17 protein-coding genes are annotated in these 21,849 nt (G+C 45.4%); 10 read left to right on the forward strand and 7 right to left on the reverse strand.

What is annotated here, in order from left to right; genetic code table 11:
- The first annotated feature begins 11 nt into the window (after positions 1-11).
- The 4 genes from rng to tldD are packed head-to-tail and all read left to right on the forward strand — an operon-like array spanning position 12 to position 7,662.
- Positions 12-1,481, forward strand: a complete 1,470-nt coding sequence (rng, locus tag AACT42_RS21355; protein WP_019281135.1) for a ribonuclease G — start codon at positions 12-14, stop codon at positions 1,479-1,481.
- 10 nt (positions 1,482-1,491) lie between these two features.
- The gene (locus tag AACT42_RS21360) at positions 1,492-5,376 is read left to right on the forward strand and encodes a YhdP family protein (RefSeq protein ID WP_094133405.1); all 3,885 of its coding nucleotides are present in this window, start codon (positions 1,492-1,494) and stop codon (positions 5,374-5,376) included.
- Positions 5,377-5,386: 10 nt separating this feature from the next.
- Complete coding sequence (locus AACT42_RS21365) at positions 5,387-6,220, forward strand: carbon-nitrogen hydrolase family protein (RefSeq protein WP_094133406.1); 834 nt, start codon at positions 5,387-5,389, stop codon at positions 6,218-6,220.
- Positions 6,217-7,662 (forward strand): metalloprotease TldD, encoded by a 1,446-nt coding sequence (tldD, locus tag AACT42_RS21370; protein WP_094133407.1) that lies wholly within the window; start codon positions 6,217-6,219, stop codon positions 7,660-7,662. Before AACT42_RS21365 ends, tldD begins: the two co-directional genes overlap by 4 nt.
- Positions 7,663-7,779: 117 nt before the next feature.
- Here the strand turns inward: tldD and arcA are convergent, their stop codons facing one another.
- Positions 7,780-9,000, reverse strand: coding sequence for an arginine deiminase (gene arcA, locus AACT42_RS21375; protein WP_094133408.1), 1,221 nt, complete (start codon positions 8,998-9,000; stop codon positions 7,780-7,782).
- Between the two features lie 686 nt (positions 9,001-9,686).
- On the opposite strand from arcA, the gene rraB reads away from it, so the two are divergent.
- Together rraB and AACT42_RS21385 are read left to right on the forward strand one after the other, a co-directional pair.
- Positions 9,687-10,112, forward strand: a complete 426-nt coding sequence (rraB, locus tag AACT42_RS21380) for a ribonuclease E inhibitor RraB (protein ID WP_017046663.1) — start codon at positions 9,687-9,689, stop codon at positions 10,110-10,112.
- Positions 10,113-10,275: 163 nt separating this feature from the next.
- Positions 10,276-11,079, forward strand: a complete 804-nt coding sequence (locus AACT42_RS21385; RefSeq protein WP_094133409.1) for a glycosyl hydrolase 2 galactose-binding domain-containing protein — start codon at positions 10,276-10,278, stop codon at positions 11,077-11,079.
- 11 nt (positions 11,080-11,090) lie between these two features.
- Here AACT42_RS21385 and AACT42_RS21390 read toward each other — a convergent pair whose 3' ends face one another.
- From AACT42_RS21390 to argR, 5 genes are all read right to left on the reverse strand, one after another.
- A complete protein-coding gene (locus tag AACT42_RS21390) occupies positions 11,091-11,483 on the reverse strand; it encodes a DUF2061 domain-containing protein (protein ID WP_064624308.1) in 393 nt (130 codons plus the stop codon).
- 167 nt (positions 11,484-11,650) lie between these two features.
- Positions 11,651-12,088, reverse strand: coding sequence for a universal stress protein (locus AACT42_RS21395; RefSeq protein WP_013857847.1), 438 nt, complete (start codon positions 12,086-12,088; stop codon positions 11,651-11,653).
- A gap of 84 nt (positions 12,089-12,172) precedes the next feature.
- Complete coding sequence (locus AACT42_RS21400) at positions 12,173-14,746, reverse strand: TRAP transporter permease (protein WP_094133410.1); 2,574 nt, start codon at positions 14,744-14,746, stop codon at positions 12,173-12,175.
- A 287-nt stretch (positions 14,747-15,033) separates the two neighbouring features.
- Entirely contained in the window at positions 15,034-16,002 is a 969-nt protein-coding gene (locus AACT42_RS21405; protein WP_026027829.1) for a TAXI family TRAP transporter solute-binding subunit, read from the reverse strand.
- A gap of 463 nt (positions 16,003-16,465) precedes the next feature.
- The gene (gene argR / locus AACT42_RS21410; RefSeq protein WP_013857844.1) at positions 16,466-16,939 is read right to left on the reverse strand and encodes a transcriptional regulator ArgR; all 474 of its coding nucleotides are present in this window, start codon (positions 16,937-16,939) and stop codon (positions 16,466-16,468) included.
- Positions 16,940-17,264: 325 nt separating this feature from the next.
- Between argR and mdh the strand changes: the two genes are divergently transcribed.
- Both mdh and AACT42_RS21420 read left to right on the forward strand, forming a co-directional pair.
- On the forward strand, positions 17,265-18,200 hold the full coding sequence (gene mdh, locus AACT42_RS21415) for a malate dehydrogenase (protein WP_017043806.1): 936 nt from the start codon (positions 17,265-17,267) through the stop codon (positions 18,198-18,200).
- A 293-nt stretch (positions 18,201-18,493) separates the two neighbouring features.
- The gene (locus AACT42_RS21420; protein WP_094133412.1) at positions 18,494-19,900 is read left to right on the forward strand and encodes a basic amino acid/polyamine antiporter; all 1,407 of its coding nucleotides are present in this window, start codon (positions 18,494-18,496) and stop codon (positions 19,898-19,900) included.
- 97 nt (positions 19,901-19,997) lie between these two features.
- On the opposite strand, the gene ispB is transcribed toward AACT42_RS21420, so the two are convergent.
- Entirely contained in the window at positions 19,998-20,969 is a 972-nt protein-coding gene (ispB, locus tag AACT42_RS21425; protein WP_017047084.1) for an octaprenyl diphosphate synthase, read from the reverse strand.
- A gap of 272 nt (positions 20,970-21,241) precedes the next feature.
- Here ispB and rplU point away from each other — a divergent pair, with 272 nt between their 5' ends.
- Complete coding sequence (rplU, locus tag AACT42_RS21430; RefSeq protein ID WP_010320620.1) at positions 21,242-21,553, forward strand: 50S ribosomal protein L21; 312 nt, start codon at positions 21,242-21,244, stop codon at positions 21,551-21,553.
- A 21-nt stretch (positions 21,554-21,574) separates the two neighbouring features.
- The gene (gene rpmA, locus AACT42_RS21435; protein ID WP_010320621.1) at positions 21,575-21,832 is read left to right on the forward strand and encodes a 50S ribosomal protein L27; all 258 of its coding nucleotides are present in this window, start codon (positions 21,575-21,577) and stop codon (positions 21,830-21,832) included.
- Positions 21,833-21,849 lie beyond the last annotated feature (17 nt).

Below are 21,849 nucleotides of genomic sequence, written 5' to 3' on the forward strand. Positions count from 1 at the left end.
GAGGTGTACTCATGAGTGCAGAGTTGCTACTAAACGTCACCCCGAGTGAAACTCGAGTGGCGATGATTGAAGGCGGAGTTCTTCAAGAGGTCCACATTGAGCGAGAAGCGAAACGCGGCATTGTGGGCAATATTTACAAAGGAAAAGTCAGCCGAGTTCTTCCCGGAATGCAGGCCGCCTTTGTCGATATTGGTTTAGATAAGGCCGCTTTTCTTCACGCTTCTGACATTGTTCCTCATACTGAATGTGTGGCTGAGAACGAAAAACAGCAGTTTCAAGTTCGTGATATTTCAGAGCTAGTTCGTCAAGGCCAAGATATCGTGGTGCAAGTGGTCAAAGATCCATTAGGCACTAAAGGCGCCCGTTTAACGACAGATATTACCCTACCTTCGCGCTATCTCGTTTTTATGCCCGGCGCAAGTCATGTTGGTGTCTCACAACGCATTGAAAGTGAATCAGAGCGTGATCGTCTCAAAAAAGTCGTGTCTCATTATTGTGATGAGCACGGTGGGTTCATTATTCGTACCGCCGCTGAAGGGGCTGATGAGAAAGAGCTTTCACAAGATGCCGCCTTTCTTAAACGGCTATGGTTGAAAGTGTTGGAGCGTCGAGTTAAATACAAAACACGCTCGACACTGTATGGCGAATTGGGTTTAGCTCAGCGTATTTTACGAGATTTTGTCGGCACCGATTTGACGCGGATCTTAGTCGATTCGCGCCTTGAATTTGAGAACCTCAAAGAGTTCACCTCAGAGTTTGTGCCTGAGTTAACCGATAAGCTTGAACTGTATGAAGGTGACAAGCCTATTTTTGATATGTACGACACCGAAAACGAGGTTCAGCGTTCTCTCGAGCGTAAAGTGGAGCTCAAGTCTGGTGGATACCTTATCATCGACCAAACCGAAGCCATGACCACGATTGATATCAATACTGGCGCGTTTGTTGGCCGTCGTAACCTCGAAGAAACCATTTTTAATACCAATGTTGAAGCGACCCAAGCGATTGCCCGTCAGTTACGTTTGCGCAACTTAGGGGGCATCATCATTATTGATTTTATCGATATGATGTCTGAAGAGCACCGTAAGCGAGTGCTCAACTCCTTAGATGCCGCCCTGGTTAAAGATCGCGTCAAAACGAATATTAATGGTTTTACGCAGTTAGGCTTGGTGGAGATGACGCGTAAGCGCACCCGTGAAAGTATTGAACACGTGTTATGTTCAAGTTGTCCAACCTGTGAAGGCCGCGGCAGTGTGAAAACCGTTGAAACCGTCTGTTTCGAAATCTTACGTGAAATCACGCGTGTCAACCGTGCTTACGATGCGGATAAATTTGTGGTTTACGCATCCCCTGCGGTGGCAGAAACCTTGCAAGGTGATGAGTCTCATGCTCTTGCTGAGTTGGAAGTGTTTATTGGAAAAGAAGTGCGTATCCAAGCGGAGCCACTTTATATTCAAGAACAATTTGACGTTGTGATGATGTAGTAGGGCCTTTGTGATCTCAACTTTTACGCGCCTTTGGCGAATAGTATTGTGGTTTATCGTTAGCGTGCTAGTGGTGCTGGCTGTTGCTGTCACCACCTTGCGTGTGTTTTTGCCACAAATGAATCGTTTCCAAGGCGAAATACAAACCTTGATCAACCAAAATTCAGGTTTTGAATTTGAATTAAGTGAGGTCACTGGTTTTTGGCGTAATACTCACCCGTCAATTGCACTTAAGGGGCTAAAAGCAAAGCTACCTGATGGATCGCAAATTCACTTTTCTGCGCAGCAAATCGATGTTGAATTTGACCTCATTCAGTCAATACTGCAAATGCAACCTGTGGTCGCGGATCTCAGTATTCATCAACTCAAATTGGATATTCGCTCGGTAAACTGGCTTGAGCTACAGGCTGAAGATAACCAACAGAGCCGCACACAAGGCAATGTCATTCAACGTTTAGACAACCTACTGTTGCGGCAATTGGATGATTTTGCGCTACTCGACTCGACGGTTTTCTATCAATCTGTCGCGGGGGAGATTCGCCAGTTAGATATTGAACGTCTTCGGTGGAAAAATAACGCTCAGCAACATAAAGCTGAAGGCGTGGTGAGTATCGCTGATACCAGTATTAACTCTCTGTTAGTGAGTGCTAACTTTGAAGATCATGGTTCACTACGCGATATTTCAGGTCGCTTCTATGTTAGCGCTGACAATATCAAAATAAACCCGTGGTTGACTCGTTATCTCAAAGACGAAACCGGCCTTAAGAAAGGACAGGTGAGTTTTAATGCCTGGCTGACCTTAGAACATAACCAACCCAAAGATGGCTATGTCGAACTTAAGCCCTCTGAACTGGTTTGGGGTGAAGAGCGTCAGCATGAACTGCTGTTAGAGTCGGGAATCATCAAACTGTTACCTATTGAAAAAGGATGGCAAGTTAACGCTTACTCACTTCAGTTGCGTACGGATGACGAAGTGTGGCCTAAACTTGATGCTGCGTTTGAATGGCAACCGACGCAATGGCGTTTGAACTTGTCGCAGTTAGACATAAAAACTTTGCTTCCCTTTGTGAAAATGATGCCCGATTCCAGCAAAACGAACGAGCTTTTGCAGCAATTGGATTTGGGGGGTACCTTAGAAGATATTCGGCTCAGCAAAGGAGATAGCCTGCAATCGCTTCGTTATTCGGCTGAACTCAGTGATGGCGCCATGGCGCAATGGCAGTTATTACCACAAGTACACCATCTCAAAGCCTCCATTGCAGGTAGCATGGAGAGTGCCCGCGCCAAAGTGACGCTGATTGATGACGTGTTACCTTATGGTGATGTTTTCCAAGCACCATTGAATATTCGTCAAGGTGAAGCCGATGTTGTGTGGCAAAAGCAAGCCGATGGCTGGTCATTGTGGGCCAGTAAAGTGACTGCGGCGACGCCTGACTTACAAGTGCTTGGATCATTTCGTCTCGATTTTCCTGAAAAACGTAGCCCTTTACTTTCATTTTATGCGGAAGCGGACTTATACAATGCAGGTGAAACTTGGCGTTATTTGCCCACCTTAGCATTGGGTCGCAAGTTAACAGACTATCTCTCTACTGCGATTCAAGGCGGTAAAGCCAATACGGCTAAACTGCTTTGGTATGGTGAACTTGGCGATTTTCCCTACCAACAAAACAATGGCGTATTCCAAGCTTGGGTTGGTTTAAAAGAGGCGAAATTTAGTTTTGATACGGCGTGGCCGCCGATCACCAATTTGCAACTCGATCTGCTGTTTGAAAACGATGCGATGTACCTTGATTCACACTCTGCGACCTTAATGGATGTCACTGCCCAGAGGATTACGGGGCGAATACCTGAACTAGCCGAAGGTGGACACATCGAAATCGAAGCCAGTGCAACAGCCCAAGGCAATGCCGTACGCGACTATATGACCTCAACGCCTTTAGTGGATTCGGTGGGAGCGGCGTTAACGGCGATCCAAGTCAGTGGCGAAGTGCAATCTGAATTTCAGCTTCGTATTCCTTTTGATAGTGAGCAGGAACCCCGAGCGTGGGGTTGGGCGAATTTAAATAATAACCACGTGGAAATTGATGCACCGCCAATGGTGCTTGAGGGTGTCTCTGGCAAAATTGAATTTGATAATGACGTTGTGACGGCAGCCGGTTTGTCGGCTGATCTGCTGACTCAACCGATCGCGATTGATTTTAAAGGTGAAAATGCCAGCCAAGGTTACGCGGTGAATATTGATGTGGTGGGAGACTGGGATATTAAACCCCTGACGCCTTTTGTCGGTGAGCGCTGGCTAAACCGTTTAAAAGGGCATGCTCCTTGGCAAATGGGCGTTGATATTCAGCTCAATGATGTCGGTTTCACTTATCAAATCGACACCTTAGCCGATTTAAAAATGGTAGAAAGTGATTACCCTTACCCGCTAAAAAAAGCCTTCAACGTGGCAGGCAAAGCTCACTTGCAAGCATCGGGTAACCAAGAGTCGATCACCGCTCGCCTACAATTACCACAAGCGAAATACCAAGCTGAAATCGATATCACATCGAAAAAACCACGCCTGACAGCCACCAATCTCATAGTAGGGAGCGGCAATTTCAAAATCAGCCCAGTGGTTGGCCACCATGCGCAGATCCGCAGCGATACCTTTAATTTGGATGAATGGTTGAGTTTGGCCAATGAGCCTCAACCGAAGAAAAAATCAGCTCTAGCGGAGATGAATACTCCTGAGATCCCACCACCAGAGAGAGTGGACATCAACGTCAAAGCACTTCTACTAGCGGGAATTGAATGGCACGATGTTGATTTTAATGCCAGACGTAAAAATCTCGGTTGGTACGCACAGCTCGAGAGCCAAGAAGCAAAAGGCCAAGCGAGTTATATTGAACCTTATGATTTGTCCGTCTCGCTTGAACGCTTGCACGTTTACATTCCTGAGTTGGAGGACAGCTCCAAAAAATCACTGTTGGTTGATCAAGATCGCCAGTCTGAGCCGCTTATTACTGATTTTGACCGACAGTTTCATCGATTGGTGCCAAACTTAACTTTGGCCATTGATGATTTTTGGTTGCAGGGTTACAAGGTGGGCAAGATGAATATGGACTTCCAACGGCAAGGTGATACTTTGCAATGGAAGAAGATTGATATCAGTAGTGGTTCAAACCAAGTCAATATCAGTGGTGCTTGGACGTTGAATAAAGACGCACAAGGTGATGAGCGTAGCCATACCCAACTGAATCTCACCATGAAAGGTGACAATAATAGCGATTTGATGGAGCGCTTTGGCATCAGCTCCGGTATCCAAAGAGCGCCATTTGAAATGTCGAGTCAAACCGAATGGGATGGCGCGCCTTGGTCAATGAAGATCGACAGCTTAGAAGGCAAGATAGAGACTACTATGGGTAAAGGTGTCGTTTCTGATGTCAGCGGTGCCGCTCGTTTACTCGGATTATTCAGTTTAGATTCCATTATCCGTAAAATGCAGCTCGATTTTAGTGACGTGTTTGATAAAGGAATGGCCTTTAACTCAATTACGGGCAGTGGTGAAATTTCGCAAGGGATTTTTGTTACCAACAACATCAAAATGGATGCTGTTGCCGGTGAAATGACCATTAAAGGCTTAGCGGATCTCAATAGCCGTACTGTTGATGCTGAGGTGAATTTTGTACCAGACATCACATCAGGAATTCCCGTCTTGACGGCTTTTGCGGTGACACCGCAAACAGCGCTGTATGTCCTAGCTATTACGACCGTGATTGCACCTGTGGTTGAGGTCTTTACCCAAGTCAACTATGAGGTTAAAGGACCAATTAATTCACCGGTTGTTAAAGAGCTTTCACGTAGTAGGGGCGAGTTTAAATTGCCAGAAAAGTTGAGAAAATTGACTGAAAAATAGGGAAGTAGGCATGGATCGCGTTGGACTTATTCAAATGACGTCAAGCTCTGAACCTGCGCAGAATTTGGCCTATATCGAACAGCAAGTGTCACTACTTGTGGCGCAAGGTGCGAAGTGGATTGTCACGCCGGAAAATGCACTGGTGTTTGGCACGCGACAACAGTACCACCAACATGCCGAGCCATTGGGGCAAGGGCCCTTGCAGAGCCAATTGGCTGCTATGGCTCGCTTTCATCGGGTGTGGCTGTTGGTGGGCAGCATGCCTATCCGTCGTGAGGTTGGGGTAACGACTACCTCCTTGCTGTTTGATGCCAATGGCGATCTTGTCGCGCACTACGACAAATTACACATGTTTGATGTAGATGTCGCTGACGGCCACCAGCGCTATCGAGAATCGGAAACTTTTACCTGCGGCACAAAGCTGAGTGTTGCGTCGACACCATTTGGTCAAATTGGCCTTTCCATCTGCTATGATGTGCGCTTTCCGCACCTCTATTCCCAATTAAGAGTGCAGGGTGCTCAGATATTAGTGGTTCCTGCGGCCTTTACGGCGGTGACCGGAAAGGCACATTGGGAAGTCTTGTTAAGAGCCCGAGCGATAGAGAATCAGTGTTGGATTGTTGCGGTTGGGCAAACTGGGCTTCATCCATGTGGGCGCGAGACATGGGGTCATTCGATGGTCATCAGCCCGTGGGGTGAGGTTATTGCAAGCTTAAACCAGCAAGTGGGGAATTTAGTCGCCGATATTGACTTGGCTTACGTTGAGCAAGTTCGACAAAAAATGCCCATTGCTGCACACACCCGATTCACCAATCAGTTTATAGATAATAAGAGCAAACTATGAGTATTAACCGCATTGAAGATGCACTATTAAAACCTGCAGGATTAACCGAGCAAGATATTGCGGATACACTAGCGACAATTGCCACTCGTCAAATTGATTATGCCGATATCTATTTTCAGTCGAGCTGGCATGAATCTTTAGTGCTCGAAGACAGCATTATTAAAGACGGCTCATTTAATATCGATTGCGGTGTTGGTGTGCGTGCCATCACAGGTGAAAAAACGGGTTTTGCTTATTCAGATCAAATCCAACTAGAAGGTTTGAAACAGAGTGCAATAGCCGCACGAGGCATTGCGCAGCAAGGCAAAAGTGGTTGTGTTCAAGCCTTTAAACGTAGCGATAATCAAGCCTATTATGCGGCGGATAACCCGCTAGCCAGTTGGGAAAAAAAGCAAAAAACAGAATTACTGCAAGAGCTGGATGCTTACATTCGCACCAAAGAGCCTTTGATCCAAGAAGTCTCGGTGAGCTTAAGTGGTGTGCATGAACAGATGTTAGTTGCTGCAACTGATGGGACTTACGCAGGCGATATCCGCCCGTTGGTCCGTTTGTCGATCAGTGTGTTAGCACAAAAAGGTGATCGCCGCGAGCGAGGCAGCTCTGGTGGTGGTGGTCGTTTTGGTTATGACTTTTTCCTCACCGAACAAGATGGCCGTAAAGTTGCGTTTCAGTTTGCCGATGAAGCTATCCGACAAGCCTTAGTCAACCTTGAAGCTGTCGCAGCTCCTGCGGGTGCGATGCCAGTTGTGCTTGGTTCTGGTTGGCCGGGTGTCTTGCTTCACGAAGCGGTAGGGCATGGCTTAGAAGGTGATTTTAACCGCAAGGGATCTTCTGTCTTCTCCGGTAAAATTGGCGAGAAAGTAACCTCAACGCTTTGTACGATTGTTGACGATGGCACGTTGAAAGATCTGCGTGGCTCGCTCAATGTCGACGATGAAGGTGTCAATGGTCAATACAACACCTTAATTGAAAATGGCGTGTTGAAAGGCTACATACAAGACAAACTCAACGCACGTTTGATGGGGGTGAACCCCACGGGTAATGGGCGTCGTGAATCGTACGCACATTTACCGATGCCGCGCATGACCAACACTTACATGTTGCCGGGTGAACATACGCCAGAAGAGATCATTTCAACAGTGAAGAAAGGCGTTTATGCGCCCAACTTTGGCGGTGGCCAAGTGGATATCACCTCGGGTAAATTTGTGTTCTCTGCCTCTGAAGCCTATATGATTGAAAACGGCAAAATTACTTATCCAATCAAAGGTGCAACCTTGATAGGTTCTGGCATTGAGGCAATGCAACAAGTCTCAATGGTGGGTAACGATTTGAGCCTTGATCGCGGCGTTGGAGTGTGCGGTAAAGCAGGACAAAGTGTGCCTGTTGGAGTAGGACAACCTACGCTTAAGCTAGATTCGCTCACTGTTGGTGGCACCGAATAACGTTGTTACTCGCTCAGAGCTGACGTGGTTTGTATCGCGCAGCGTAAGCAAATAAAAAGCGGCGTTTTGATGCGCCGCTTTTTTATCTCTTTTATTCACTGTGTTGAATTGAAAAGGTTAAATATCATCTCGCTCGATCGGGCAGCTCATGCAGCGCGCGCCGCCTCGGCCTCGGCCGAGTTCATTGCCGGGGATGGTTAATACTTTGATGCCCGCCTTATCGTATTTCTCGTTAGTGTAGACATTGCGCTCGTAGCCAATCACAACTCCGGGTTTAACCGTTAGCACGTTGTTGGCGTCATTCCATTGCTCACGTTCAGCCTCATAGCTATCACCACCAGTGGTGATGATTTTGAGTTTGTCCAAACCTAACGCGCGTTCAATCGCATTAACATAACTTGGCATTGAATCGACGTTCATCCCGCCATTGCCTTTTGGCGTTAAACGCCATGTTTCTAAATCATGACGCATAATTTCGGGGTAAACAGAAAAGGTGTCGACATCCATATGTGTCATCACCGTATCTAAATGCATACAAGAGCGGTGTTTAGGCAAGTTAACGGCAATCACCTCTTTGGCCTGCCCATGTTTAAATAAACTCGCAGCAAAATTTTCTACCCCTTGCACAGTTGTGCGTTCGGAAATACCAATCAACACCGCACCTTTACCGATCACCAGTACGTCGCCCCCTTCAATATTGGCATTATCGTAGTGCAGATCTTCATCACCGAAATACTTGATAAAACTCTCTCCTGCAAATACAGGATGCCAACGATAAATGGCGCGTAAATGGTTGGTTTCACGTTGGCGTGCTGGTTTCATCATCGGATTAAGCGATACGCCGCCATACACCCAGCAAGAGGTATCGCGGGTAAAGAGATGATTGGGCAACGGCTCAATCACAAAATCTAACGGACGATGCATTTTAGGTAGCATCGAAGAGGAGTGGATGGGCAGTTCGGAATAAGCAAGACCACCGAGTAGCAGAGTGGCGAGGTGTTCGTTATCCATGTCAGCTAAATAGCAGCGCAGATCGCGCGCCAAAGTGGGACCATAGCGAAAATCAGAAATTTGCGTATCGAGCAACCACGCTTTGGCATCGGCAACGGCTAAGGTTTCGACTAAGAGATCATGCAACAACAGCACTTCAACATCTTGGTCCTTCAATGTGTTGGCAAAGGCATCATGCTCTTTTCCTGCATCTTCTACGGCAAGCACATCATCAAATAACAGTTCATGACAGTTCGACGGTGTGAGATGAGTTAAGGCACGCTCTGGCCGATTGAGTAATACTCGGCGCAGTTGCCCAACTTCAGATCCAACGTACAGCTTATTCATTTTGTATCCCTACTCTTATTTCTCATGTTCTTTATGACAAGCTTAAGCGAACGATGCAAGTCTACTTAGTGGTGGTATTGGCTGTTATTTTGTGAACTTATAGTTGTGTATGCTTTAAAGTGTGCGCTTATTAAAAAATAACTCCAAAACTAGCCAAATAAGCCTAATAACGGCAAAGTGCTTTGTTATGCGTTTTTGGCTCAGAGGAGGGTGAATTAAGCATGAAGAATAAGTGATTTTCTATGCGGTTATTTACATAAAAAGTGCATAATGCGGGCATGTTTAGCTAAAGCGACCTTTTTCGCTATGCATGAATGTTTGATAAACAGGCAGTTTAATGCGGTGAAAGAGCAAATCATCAGGCAGATAATCTACTGAATTAGCAAAATGAAAATAAATTGTTAAATTAAAGTATTTTTTATTTAATCTGTACTTGATTGAGCTGTGATCCTTTAGAAAGATAGAGATCGCGGTACGTTGTTGGTGGCAATTTTAGGCGAACCATGCCATATTTCGTCGAAATTCATTTATACCCTTCCGACGTGAAGTTGCAGCGGTGCTGGCTACGTTTGCTCACCCCAGTCACATAGTTTATCTATGTTCATGGGGATGAACCCACTTGCCGCCTATCTGCAACGCCAAGTTGATGGAGTATAGTCTAAATTTAGCCAAATCTGGAGCACCTTATGTCTCAACCTCAGCAAGATGACTACGTATCCGTTGAAGAGTTAATCGAAATTCAAAAAGAAGATACTCGCGACATCATTCAAGCCCTGCTCGAAGATGGCAGTGATCCAGATGCGTTATATGAGATAGAGCACCACCTATTTGCTGAAGATTTTGACACGCTAGAAAAAGCGGTTGTTGAAGCCTTTAAAATGGGCTTTGAAGTGCTTGAAGCAGAAGAAACAGAAGATGAAGACGGCAATAAACTATTGTGCTGTGACGCGACTATGCAATCGGTACTGAAGGCCGAAGCGATCGATGAACAGGCAGAGAAGCTTATTCAACTTGCTGAAAAATATGACATTATTTACGACGGATGGGGCACTTACTACGAGGGTGAAGATGCGCTATACGACGATGAAGAAGATGAAGACGACCAAGAGTGATTAGGCGTTATTTACCTTAATGTGAGATACCAGCCCTTTGGCTGGTATTTTTTTAGCTATGCAAAGCTAACGGGGCACTTTAGTGACGAATCATTATTTTTGTCAGCACATCTTTATTTATTTTGTATATAATCGTTCAACATTGATCTAGCTCAAGTTTATTATGCGAATTTCTCTTGCTGGCTTTTGGCAGCTTTCACCGTTGACTGATTTATCGATCCCGCAAGAGGATCTTTGTTTTCCTGCGCCTCTCAGCCAAGCATTACCTCACGACATGACAGAAGTACAAATTGCCGAGCAAGAGTGGCATTTGATGCATGATGTTGAGGTGGATGAAGCGATGCTTAGCTTCGCTGCAATTGATCTTGTGCTTGAGGGCATCGATTTTTATGCGGAAATACGTTTAAACGGTGTGGCACTATTCGATTGTGATGGCAGCCAAGCGGTGTATAAAAAAGACATTCGGCCTTTGCTGCAACTCGGCCGCAATCGATTCGAAATTTTGTTTGTTGAGCAAGAAGAAGAGTGGTTGCTTGATGAGCCAGATTTGCCGCAATTATGCCCGCTAGGGCACCACGCGGTGAAGAAATACGATGAGCGAATGGGGATTTGGCAAGAGCCTTATCTACAATGCATTCGTCATGTTCGTCTAGAGCATGTTACCGCTGAGCAAATCTGGCACTATGGCGGCGGCTGTGAGTTTTTGGTTCACTTACATTATCAAACCTACGCACCAGGATTAGTTTCCGCGGTAGTAAAATTTAATGGTATGAGCTATCAGTTGCCTATTGATGTGCGCCATCAGCATGCCAGTGCTTTATTTCAAGTGGAAGCGCCGAAGTACGCAGATCTTACACAGCTTAACCCGAATGATTTGTATACCTTATCGGTGCAACTTGATGGTCAGCAGCAATCCTTCCATATCGCGTTAAGCGAAGATCTCTGTGTTACCCATTTTCCTATCTGATCAACGTACAGTTAATGAGAGCATTTCATTGGTGACCATTCTTGCGGATGCCTCTTTTGCCAGAACTTCTCGTAGAAGTAGTAAGCACACGTATTAATGCTCGGTTCGATCATGGCTAAAACACCACCAATGACAAAACTTCCGGTCATGATATATGCCACGCTAAATGCAACACTGAAGTGCACTACAGCAAAGCTACCTGTTTTAATTTTGGCCGATTGTGAGTAGCGGCGCAGTGGGGCGTAGTGTGCCCATACTTTTTCGTGAAAGTAAAAAGCAACGGTATTGACCATCGGCTCAAGCATGGCAATCAGACTACCAAGAATAATGTCGCCCGTAAGTAGATAAACGACGGTAAACGCAATACTGAAATGGATCGCGGCAAAGCTAAGCGTTTTTTTCATAATGTTCACCTAAACGGTTATCGGGTTGATGTAAACATTATTGATAATTATTCTCAACAAGTAAAGGTAATTGAGCCTATTAGTTTGATAGCCAATTCCTAACTGAGGCGCTTGTCGTTGGCATAAAAAAAGCGCCTCATGCGCTTTTTTATGACGATGCAGGGTTTCTATCCTTGCGGTTTGACAACCAGTACATTGATTGGCGAGTTTTGCACTACTTTACTGGCCACCGATCCCAGCATCACTTTATCGATCTTCGATCGTTTATGGCTTGGCATGATAATCAAATCAGCTCCGAGCTTTTCTGCGTAATCTAAAATGGTGGTGTAGGCTTTACCTTCCGCTACATGCAGTTTGTAGATTATTTCGTCAGCGATATGTTGATCAGCAAACTGTTTTAGCTGTTGCTTGACGTCTTCTTTCATTTTCGCCGCGGCATCTTTCGGGAAGTATGTGGCGACCATCGACATGTGGATACCAGGTAATACATTTAAAAGATGAATTTCAGCATTGGAATGTGTCGCGTGCCAAACAGCAAGTTCAACGGCTTTGTCAGAAAAGCCTTTTTCATTAAGGTCCACTGGAACAAGGATGTGTTTATACATTATGGATTATCTCATCTACGATAGGGTGCTTTAGAGCACCTTGTTTCCGTAAAGTATATGCCTAGCTCGTGCTAGGCATATTGATTAAGCGCGTATTTCTTGTGTTCTCATACGGCGTTTTTGATTCCAAGCTAGCGTCAGCACTAATAATAATGCAGGTAAGAAAACCCACTCTTTCATTGGCCGTTGGCTTTCCAACACAACTGAGCGGATTTCCCAATCAAAATCTATACCTGCGGCTTCAGCTGGACTGCCAAACTCAATCATATCCACCAGCATACGATTACTGGTTTCTTTCAGGGTTAGCCCCATTGATTGAATACGCTGTTCTGCCGTTGACGCTTGATCATCAAAAGGGAGTAGTACTGTTTTTGATAAGTAATCACCTTCAATGGTTTCACCAGCGACGATAAGCTCTATCGATTGACCCACATCGAGGTTTTCTACAATTTGCGCTATCTCTGTGCCTGGGTGCAGTTCGGTCGCAGGATAAATCATGTCCCACCAAAAACCGGGTCGGAAGAACGAGAACGTCAGCACCAACAGCAAGACGGTTTCCCACCACTTATTGCGAGTTAGCCACCAACCTTGAGTCGCAGCAGAAAACAGCAGCATTGCGGTAATGGCCGAGAAAATGGTTAACGCTAAGTGCCACCATGTATCAATTCCCATTAGCAGTAGTTGAGTGTTGAATACGAACATAAAGGGCAAAATGGCGGTACGAATATCGTAAGCAAACCCTTGAATACCTGTACGAATAGGGTCTGATTTAGCGATAGCGGCTGCGGCAAATGCCGCCAAGCCAACTGGTGGGGTGTCATCTGCCAAAATGCCGAAATAGAACACAAATAAGTGTACGGCAATCAATGGGATGATAAGACCATGAGCGGCTCCCAGTGTTACAATGACGGGAGCCATTAAGGTTGATACGACGATGTAGTTGGCGGTGGTCGGTAAGCCCATACCAAGAATGAGGCTGATCACGGCGGTAAAAATCAGCATCAGTATGACGCTGCCACCGGATATAAACTCAACAAAATCGGTCATCACTAAGCCAATGCCAGTCAAGGTGACGACACCAACGACGGTTCCTGCGGCTGCGGTTGCCACACCAATGCCAATCATATTCCGCGCACCCGAAACCAAGCTTTCGGCAAGATCAACAAATCCAGCCTTCACTTGCGTGTTCAAATCGTTGCTCTTATTGAGTAACGACATGATTGGCCGCTGAGTGATCAAAATGAAGACCATAAATATCGTGGCCCAAAAGGCGGATAATCCAGGCGAGAAGCGCTCGACCGTCAAACACCATACTAGCACCACAATAGGTAGCAGGTAATGAAGCCCTGATTTTACCGTCGGCCCAGGGTCGGGTACTTCTTGGATATCCATATCCATTGCACTTTCTGAGGCGTAGCGAGACGAAATTTTAATCAGAGCGACATAAGTCAGTAAAAGCGCGACCGTAACAATTGGAGTAGCGGCGTCACCAAACACCTCTTTGGTCCAACCAATGCCGTAGTAAACAACAGCGCTGAGAACGCAAAGCCCTAAAATAGTACCCGTAAATGAAAGTAAGCTTTGCACCCATGTCGGTGTATGACGGCGAGGTAGGCCTTCCATTCCTGCTTTGCAGGCTTCCAAATGGACAATATAAATTAAGGCAATATAAGAGATAAGCGCTGGCAGTAGCGCCGCACGGATCACTTCAACATAGGAAATACCGACATATTCCACCATTAAAAATGCGGCAGCACCCATGATAGGCGGGGTTAATTGGCCATTGGTGGAAGCGGCTACTTCAACAGCGCCCGCCTTTGTTCCGGGAAAGCCGACACGTTTCATCAAGGGAATGGTAAAAGTACCGGTGGTAACTACGTTTGCAATCGATGAGCCAGACACTAGCCCCGATAAGCCTGAGGCTACAACCGCTGCTTTCGCGGGACCGCCTCGCATGTGGCCCAGCAGTGAAAAGGCTACTTTGATAAAATAGGAACCTGCGCCAGCTCGTTCAAGCATTGCGCCAAATAGAACAAACAAGAACACAAAAGAGGTGGAAACCCCAAGAGCCACCCCAAAAACCCCTTCAGTAGTCAGCCATAAATGAGACATCGCTTTGTTTAGGCTCGCTCCTTTATGAGCGATCACATCCGGCATGTAGGGGCCACCAAAGGTGTAGAGCAAGAATAGTGCTGCGACCAACATTAGCGGAGGCCCTAACGCTCGACGTGTTGCTTCAAGTAATAGCACCATTCCTGTGACGGAGACCGCTATATCAATCAAGGTTGGCGCACCAGAGCGACCAGCCAACTCATTGTAAAATAAATAGATGTAAGCAGCAGAGAAACTGCCCGCCAATGCCAAAATCCAATCAATCAATGGAATGCGATCGCGTGGTGAGTTCTTTAACGCAGGGTAGGCAGTAAAGGCGAGAAAGACAGCGAATGTGAGGTGAATGGCTCGTGCTTGCGTATCGTTTAAAATGGCAAAGTTAAAAATAAAGGGCAGCGGTGAAGCATACCAAAGTTGGAATAGTGACCAACATAGTGGGACAAACCACAAAATGCGCCCCGGCAAGCCATGAGGGTTTCTTGCGCCAGTATCAGATTGCGCTACCATTTCCTGCACATCGGTTGACGGAGTAAGTGTCTTCGTCATGTACGTTATCCTTATTATTGGCTGCCTACGTCTCGGTTGGTCACAGGGTCAATTCACTGCTAATGAGAAGTGGGCTATTGCGGAACAGAACAAAAGGTGGGTTGTTAAATCATTTAAAACCCAAATGTGCCCAAAGAGTCGTTGTAAACGTAAGAGGACAGGCCATCATCGTTGACCATAACGCCAAGGGATAAAGGGCATATCGCTCGTGACTGAAAGGGCAATCAAAGGAGACGTTCAGCCTCCTTTGATTCGGTATCGCTATTGTTGGTTTTCGCGATGCGAAATTATTTTAGCAGACCGATTTCTTTGTAGTATTTTTCTGCGCCAGGATGAAGAGGAATGGAGATCCCCGCTTTCACCATGTCTTCTTTTTTCAAGTTAGCAAAGGCAGGGTGAAGACGTTTAAAGGTATCAAAATCTTCAAATACCGCTTTGACCAAATTGTATGCGACTTCATCAGACACATCAGTGCTTGATACCAAGGTCGCAGCCACACCAAAACTGGTTACATCTTTATCTGTTCCACGGTACATGCCAGCAGGAATCGTGCTGTAAGCGTAGTAAGGGTTATTGGCAACAATTTTTTCAATTTCAGGGCCAGTAGCAGAGACGAGTTTTGCATCGCATGAGGTCGTTGCTTCTTTGATTGAACCATTTGGATGGCCAACCATATAAATAAAGGCATCTATTTTATTGTCGCACAATGCTTGAGAGCGCTCAGAGCCTTTGAGCTCAGAAGCCAGTTTGAAGCTGTCATTGGTCCAACCAAATGCATCCATCACAACAGCCATGGTTGCCCTGTCACCAGAACCTGGGTTACCAATGTTGACACGTTTACCTTTCAAGTCAGCTACGTTTTCAATGCCAGAATCCGCGCGGGCAATGATATTAAAAGGTTCGGTATGAAGGGAAAATACTGCGCGCAGTTTTTTATTCGGGCCTTGCTCGGCAAATTCACTGGTACCGTTATAACCATGGTACTGCCAGTCAGATTGAACAATACCGAAATCGAGTTCACCTGCACGAATCGTGTTCACGTTGTAGATCGATCCGCCTGTTGATTCTACTGAGCAGCGAATGTTGTGATCTTTACGCCCTTTATTAACCAGCTTACAAATAGCACCACCTGTCGGGTAGTAAACACCAGTGACGGATCCTGTACCAATCGTAATGAACTCTTGTGCGCTTAACGTACCTGTACCCATGACCGCTGCTGCAATAATTCCAACTTTAATCAATTTATTCAATGCCATGAATTTTCCTTCCTTATTCATTATTAACCCCATAGATAATTGTTGTTACACCCTTCCCACCTGAAGTTGCTGTGGTGTTGGCTACGTTCGTTCACCCCAATCACAGAATTATCCATGCTTATGACGACTGACTCACTTGCCGCCTACCCGCAACTTCAAGTTGTTTGGGTATCGGGGGAGTTTCCTCATCTAGAAACGGCATCTTTTTCAATCCGTATGTTGAAAAAGTGGCTAAATAATACCAAAAAATCGATACATAATTACAGGAATGTTAAAAAATGTAGCGAAATTGGCTATCAATAAGCGTCATTGTCAGAGCCAAAATATGGCAATAGCTTGCCTATCAAGGAGTTATTCCTCTTTCTGCTGTGACAACTTATTGCTGAAGATGTGAAGAGAATCACGCCGACTTGACTCAGTGTGATTCTACTAGAGAGTGAGATGAAATGCGTTTAGTGACAAATTACCCTGCGTAATCAAACAGATCACAGACTGAATCAAACAGCTGCTTTGTCGTTACGTTCAGTGTCGGTGTGATAAAAATGGTATCGTCACCGGCCACCACACCCAAGATGCCTTCTGATTTGCCCAGAGAATCAAGTAACCGAGCAATAAGCTGCGCCGCCCCTGGCCCGGTATGAATCACTACCAGCGCGGCATTGTGATCTATATCTAGCACTAATTCACGCAGTGAACTTGATACGGTTGGTACACCGAGTTCAGCAGGAAGGCAGTAGACCATCTCCATTTTTGCGTTGCGAGTGCGTACCGCGCCAAATTTAGTCAGCATGCGAGATACTTTGGATTGGTTGATATTATCAAACCCTTCATTACGCAGGGCATCGACAATGTCACCTTGAGATCCAAAACGTTCTTCTTTTAATAGATTTTTAAAAGCACGAACCAGATTATCTTGCTTATCATTATTGTTGCGCATAGTTATCGTCTTCGATTAGCCATTTATTGCTGCATATTCTCGCATAGCTATGCAGTCATCGCCAAATTATCGTCCAAAAGTGTCTAAAAGGTCACTGTAAACTTTTATGTAAAACTTTGGTCGAATGGCAACTTAACTCTTTGTCGGTAAAGATAAACAAGGTCATAATTGCCATCGGTGCTGTAGCACGATTTTAGCGAATTGCGCGAGGTCGCAAAGCTAGCGTTAATTGATTGTAATCATATTGTGATTGCTATAGTTTTCTAGCTTAAAAATACCCTACACAAAAACATTTATAAGAGATTTATTCTCAAGGAGAACTACGATGAAAGTAGCTGTTATTGGTGCCGCTGGTGGCATCGGTCAAGCCCTAGCACTTCTACTTAAAAACCATCTTCCTGCTGGTTCCGATCTGGCGCTGTATGACATCGCACCGGTGACTCCGGGCGTTGCTGCCGATCTAAGCCACATTCCTACTCCCGTATCGATCAAAGGCTATGCTGGCGAAGATCCAACACCTGCGCTTGAAGGTGCGGATGTAGTCCTTGTTTCTGCTGGTGTCGCTCGTAAGCCGGGTATGGATCGCGCAGATCTGTTTAATGTTAACGCTGGCATTGTGAAAGCATTGGCTGAAAAGATTGCGGTTGTCTGTCCGAAAGCCTGTGTGGGCATTATCACCAACCCTGTTAATACAACAGTACCTATTGCAGCGGAAGTCTTGAAAAAAGCAGGCGTTTACGACAAGCGTAAGCTATTTGGTGTGACAACGTTGGATGTGATCCGCTCAGAAACGTTTGTCGCGGCGCTAAAAGATAAAAACCCTAGCGAAATTATTGTGCCTGTGATTGGCGGCCACTCAGGCGTCACTATCCTTCCTTTGCTCTCGCAAATTGAAGGGGTTGAGTTCACGGCCGAAGAAGTGGAAGCCCTAACTAAGCGTATTCAAAATGCAGGCACCGAAGTGGTGGAAGCGAAGGCGGGTGGCGGCAGTGCAACACTGTCAATGGGTCAAGCGGCTTGCCGTTTTGGCTTATCATTAGTCAAAGCACTACAAGGTGAACCAGGTGTTGTGGAATGTGCCTACGTTGACGGTGGTAGTGAGCATGCTTCATTCTTTGCACAACCGATTAAACTCGGTAAAGAGGGTGTCGAAGAAGTGTTGAGCTATGGTGCATTGAGTGCCTATGAACAAGCCGCGTTAGATGGAATGCTGACAACACTGAAAGGTGATATTCAGCTAGGTGTTGATTTCGCCAAATAAAGAATAACCTTATCTTATACAAAAATGCCGCTTGCTCATCCAAGCGGCATTTTTTATGGTTTTTACCAATATTTTTGTATGATGATGCTTTGAACTGTGTAATATGCGGTTTTTTTTACTGAGCAGTGCATTATTTTCGTCGTGAACTTACAAACTTTTTGATCCCTAGCAATGAATTTTACTATTGACTCACTATCTCAGTGATCGCGATCACATAGGGATTGATGTCTGGTAAATATGTTCTCTAAAATAGCACCTTCCTCTAATGTGTAAACACTCACTGGATAGTTCCCATGGATAATAAGCTTGGTTTGGGCTCACTAACAGCACTGGTCATTGGTTCAATGATTGGCGCTGGTGTTTTTAGCCTGCCACAAAACATGGCCTCAGTCGCCAGCCCTTTGGCGGTAATGATCGGTTGGGGGATCACTGGCGTTGGTATGATCTTTCTCGCGCTCTCTTTTCAACAACTTGCCATTCATAAACCTCATATTAATAGTGGCGTATTTGGTTTTGCTCGAGAAGGATTTGGTGACTTTGCGGGTTTTTGTTCCGCATGGGGTTACTGGTTTAGCGCCATGGTGGCTAATGTCTCTTATCTGGTAATTGTTTTTAGTACCTTAGGTATGTTGTTTGATACACCAGATAACGTGATGTTTGGGGCGGGTAATACGTGGCTTTCCATTGGGAGTGCATCAGTATTACTTTGGTTGGTGCATGCGTTGGTCAAAAAAGGAGTACAAACGGCCGCATTCATTAATCTGATTACCACCTTTGCTAAAATGATCCCTCTCGTGTTGTTCATCATTTGTGCCGCTTTTGCTTTTTCTTGGGATAAATTCACATTGGATTTTACAGGCTTACACTTCGGTGCTGGCCATGATCTGCTGGATCAAATAAAAAGCACTATGTTGATCACGGTATGGGTGTTCATCGGAATAGAGGGAGCGGTTGTTGTGTCAAGCCGTGCTCGCCACCGTGCTGATATCGGTAAAGCTACTATTCTCGGTTTGCTTACGGCGTTGACCATTTATGTATTGGTCACCTTATTGTCGATGGGCGTGATTAAACCAGTTGAATTGGCGCAATATCAGAACCCTTCAATGGCCAAAGTGCTGACGACTATTCTTGGTCCTTGGGGCGAGTACATTATCGGTGTTGGATTAATTATTTCGGTGTGCGGTGCTTTTCTTAGCTGGACGGTCCTGGCCTCCGAAGCGCCATTTTTATGTGCTAGAGATAAGATGTTTCCTGCCATCTACGCCCAGCAAAACGAAGCGGGGAGCCCAGTAAAAGCGTTAACTCTAACCAATATTTGCATTCAGGTCTCACTGATTCTGGTGATGTACGCAGGCAGTACCTACGATACGCTGCTGATCTTCGCTTCAGAAATGATCCTTGTTCCCTATTTTTTGATCGGCGCCTTTACGTTAAAGATCGCGATTGAACAGAAGAATAAAGGCAAACTTCTGGTGATAGGTTCTTGTGCCACCATTTATGGGATTTGGCTTTTGTATGCCTCTGGTTTGCACTATTTGATGCTCTCCGCGCTACTCTACTTACCTGGGCTCTATTTCTACATGAAAGCTAAACGAGAGCAGGGCATTCATCCTTTTCAAGGCAAAGAAAAGTTAGGAGCTTGTGCTTTAACGATCGTGGCTGTTTTTGCATTTGGCATGATTTGGCAAGGCGGGTTTTAAATAACGCTTAGAATCAAAAGGAGCCTCAATTGAGGCTCTTTTTGTAGCGGTGCATTTTTAGGCAAAGATCGATTCTTCGTCCAAGCTAGCTGCTGTTCTACTTTGTCCTATTCACAGCCATATGAGCTAGAGCTATCAGTGCTTGTTTATATTCACTTTCTGGCAGGATAGACAGCTCATTGATCGCTTTATCGGCTTCTTCGAGCGCTTTGTTGGTTGTGTATTCAAGCGAGCCTGTTTGTTTCATTGCCGCTAGAATCGCATCAAGCTGTTCCATGCCATTGGCTTTTTCGATGGCCTCACGGATCATCTCTTTTTGTTCGGGTGTACCATGCTGCATTGCGTACAATAGAGGAAGTGTTGGTTTGCCTTCCGCTAAATCATCGCCCACATTTTTGCCCATTTCACTGCCATCAGAGGTGTAATCCATCACGTCATCAATGAGCTGGAAAGCCGTGCCAAGGTATTTACCATAGTTCTGTAATGCCGTTTCAATTTCAGGAGAAGCATTACTTAATATCGCACCAATCTGGGTCGCTGCTTCAAACAAACGCGCCGTTTTCGAGTAGATCACCTGTAGGTAATTTTCCTCGGTAGTGTTTGGATCATTACAGTTCATCAATTGCTGCACTTCGCCTTCAGCGATAACGTTCACCGCATCGCTCATCAGCTCAAGGATCCTTAACGATCCTAGTGTAGTCATCATTTGGAAGGAACGCGTGTAGATGAAATCCCCCACTAACACGCTCGCTGCATTGCCAAATGCCGCGTTCGCTGTTGCTTTGCCACGGCGCATATCCGATTCATCGACAACGTCGTCATGCAACAAGGTTGCCGTGTGGAGGAATTCAATAAATGCAGCGGCAGTCGTGTGCGCTTCACCTTGATAACCAAGGGCTCGAGCCGACAAAATAGCCAGCAAAGGACGCAGACGTTTCCCACCTCCGCTGACGATGTAGAATCCTAATTGATTGATTAAAGATACATCAGAGTTGAGCTGAGCTTGAATCGTTTCATTCACTTTTGCCATGTCATCGGCAGTAAGCGTTTGGATAGCTTTAAAATCCATGGTTAATCCGGCTGAAGTTAGAACCTATAAGGTGTTGTGTTCTTCTATAATTCTCGAATAATACACTAAAAAACGTTGATTAATACAAGGCTTAAAGGCATGATTGCGCCACTTTTCATTGGCGATTAGCTTTTCGCCAATTTTTTCAAAATATGGCTTGTCTTGGGGTACTCATTCGCGTAGAATCTGCGCCCTATTGATGATTAGTTTAGCGCACACCCAAATTGCTCAAATAAAAAGCATACGGCTGTGCGGAAAGAGCGGAGTAAAATATGTACGCTGTTTTCCAATCTGGTGGTAAACAACACCGTGTAAGCGAAGGTCAAACTCTTCGTTTAGAGAAATTAGACGTTGAAACTGGTGCAACTGTTGAATTTGATAAAGTTCTACTAGTTGCTAACGGTGAGCAAATCACTGTTGGGGCACCTCTTGTTGAAGGCGGTAAAATTACTGCTGAAGTAGTACAACACGGTCGTGGCGATAAAGTTAAAATCGTTAAGTTCCGTCGTCGTAAACACTCTCGTAAACAACAAGGCCACCGTCAGTGGTTCACTGAAGTGAAAATCACTGGCATCAACGCTTAAGTAATTTAGGAGAGTTTAACAATGGCACACAAAAAAGCTGGCGGTTCTACTCGTAACGGCCGCGATTCAGAAAGCAAACGTCTTGGTGTTAAGCGTTTCGGTGGTGAATCTGTTCTTGCAGGTAACATCATCGTTCGTCAACGTGGTACTAAGTTCCACGCAGGCACTAACGTTGGTATCGGTAAAGACCATACTCTTTTCGCTCTTACTGAAGGTAAAGTGAAATTTGAAGTTAAAGGTCCTAAAAACCGTAAATTTGTTAGCATCGACGCTGAATAAATTTATACCTAACTGAA

Source organism: Vibrio sp. V15_P4S5T153, assembly GCF_963874485.1.
GTDB lineage: Bacteria > Pseudomonadota > Gammaproteobacteria > Enterobacterales > Vibrionaceae > Vibrio > Vibrio anguillarum.

Coding starts and splice junctions, on each gene's coding strand:
- rpmA (WP_010320621.1), top strand. CDS start 21,575: ATGGCACACAAAAAAGCTGGCGGTTCTACTCGTAACGGCCGCGATTCA.
- AACT42_RS21420 (WP_094133412.1), top strand. CDS start 18,494: ATGGATAATAAGCTTGGTTTGGGCTCACTAACAGCACTGGTCATTGGT.
- AACT42_RS21395 (WP_013857847.1), bottom strand. CDS start 12,088: ATGTATAAACACATCCTTGTTCCAGTGGACCTTAATGAAAAAGGCTTT.
- rraB (WP_017046663.1), top strand. CDS start 9,687: ATGTCTCAACCTCAGCAAGATGACTACGTATCCGTTGAAGAGTTAATC.
- ispB (WP_017047084.1), bottom strand. CDS start 20,969: ATGGATTTTAAAGCTATCCAAACGCTTACTGCCGATGACATGGCAAAA.
- rng (WP_019281135.1), top strand. CDS start 12: ATGAGTGCAGAGTTGCTACTAAACGTCACCCCGAGTGAAACTCGAGTG.
- AACT42_RS21365 (WP_094133406.1), top strand. CDS start 5,387: ATGGATCGCGTTGGACTTATTCAAATGACGTCAAGCTCTGAACCTGCG.
- AACT42_RS21400 (WP_094133410.1), bottom strand. CDS start 14,746: ATGACGAAGACACTTACTCCGTCAACCGATGTGCAGGAAATGGTAGCG.
- AACT42_RS21405 (WP_026027829.1), bottom strand. CDS start 16,002: ATGGCATTGAATAAATTGATTAAAGTTGGAATTATTGCAGCAGCGGTC.
- AACT42_RS21390 (WP_064624308.1), bottom strand. CDS start 11,483: ATGAAAAAAACGCTTAGCTTTGCCGCGATCCATTTCAGTATTGCGTTT.
- AACT42_RS21385 (WP_094133409.1), top strand. CDS start 10,276: ATGCGAATTTCTCTTGCTGGCTTTTGGCAGCTTTCACCGTTGACTGAT.
- mdh (WP_017043806.1), top strand. CDS start 17,265: ATGAAAGTAGCTGTTATTGGTGCCGCTGGTGGCATCGGTCAAGCCCTA.
- rplU (WP_010320620.1), top strand. CDS start 21,242: ATGTACGCTGTTTTCCAATCTGGTGGTAAACAACACCGTGTAAGCGAA.
- tldD (WP_094133407.1), top strand. CDS start 6,217: ATGAGTATTAACCGCATTGAAGATGCACTATTAAAACCTGCAGGATTA.
- arcA (WP_094133408.1), bottom strand. CDS start 9,000: ATGAATAAGCTGTACGTTGGATCTGAAGTTGGGCAACTGCGCCGAGTA.
- argR (WP_013857844.1), bottom strand. CDS start 16,939: ATGCGCAACAATAATGATAAGCAAGATAATCTGGTTCGTGCTTTTAAA.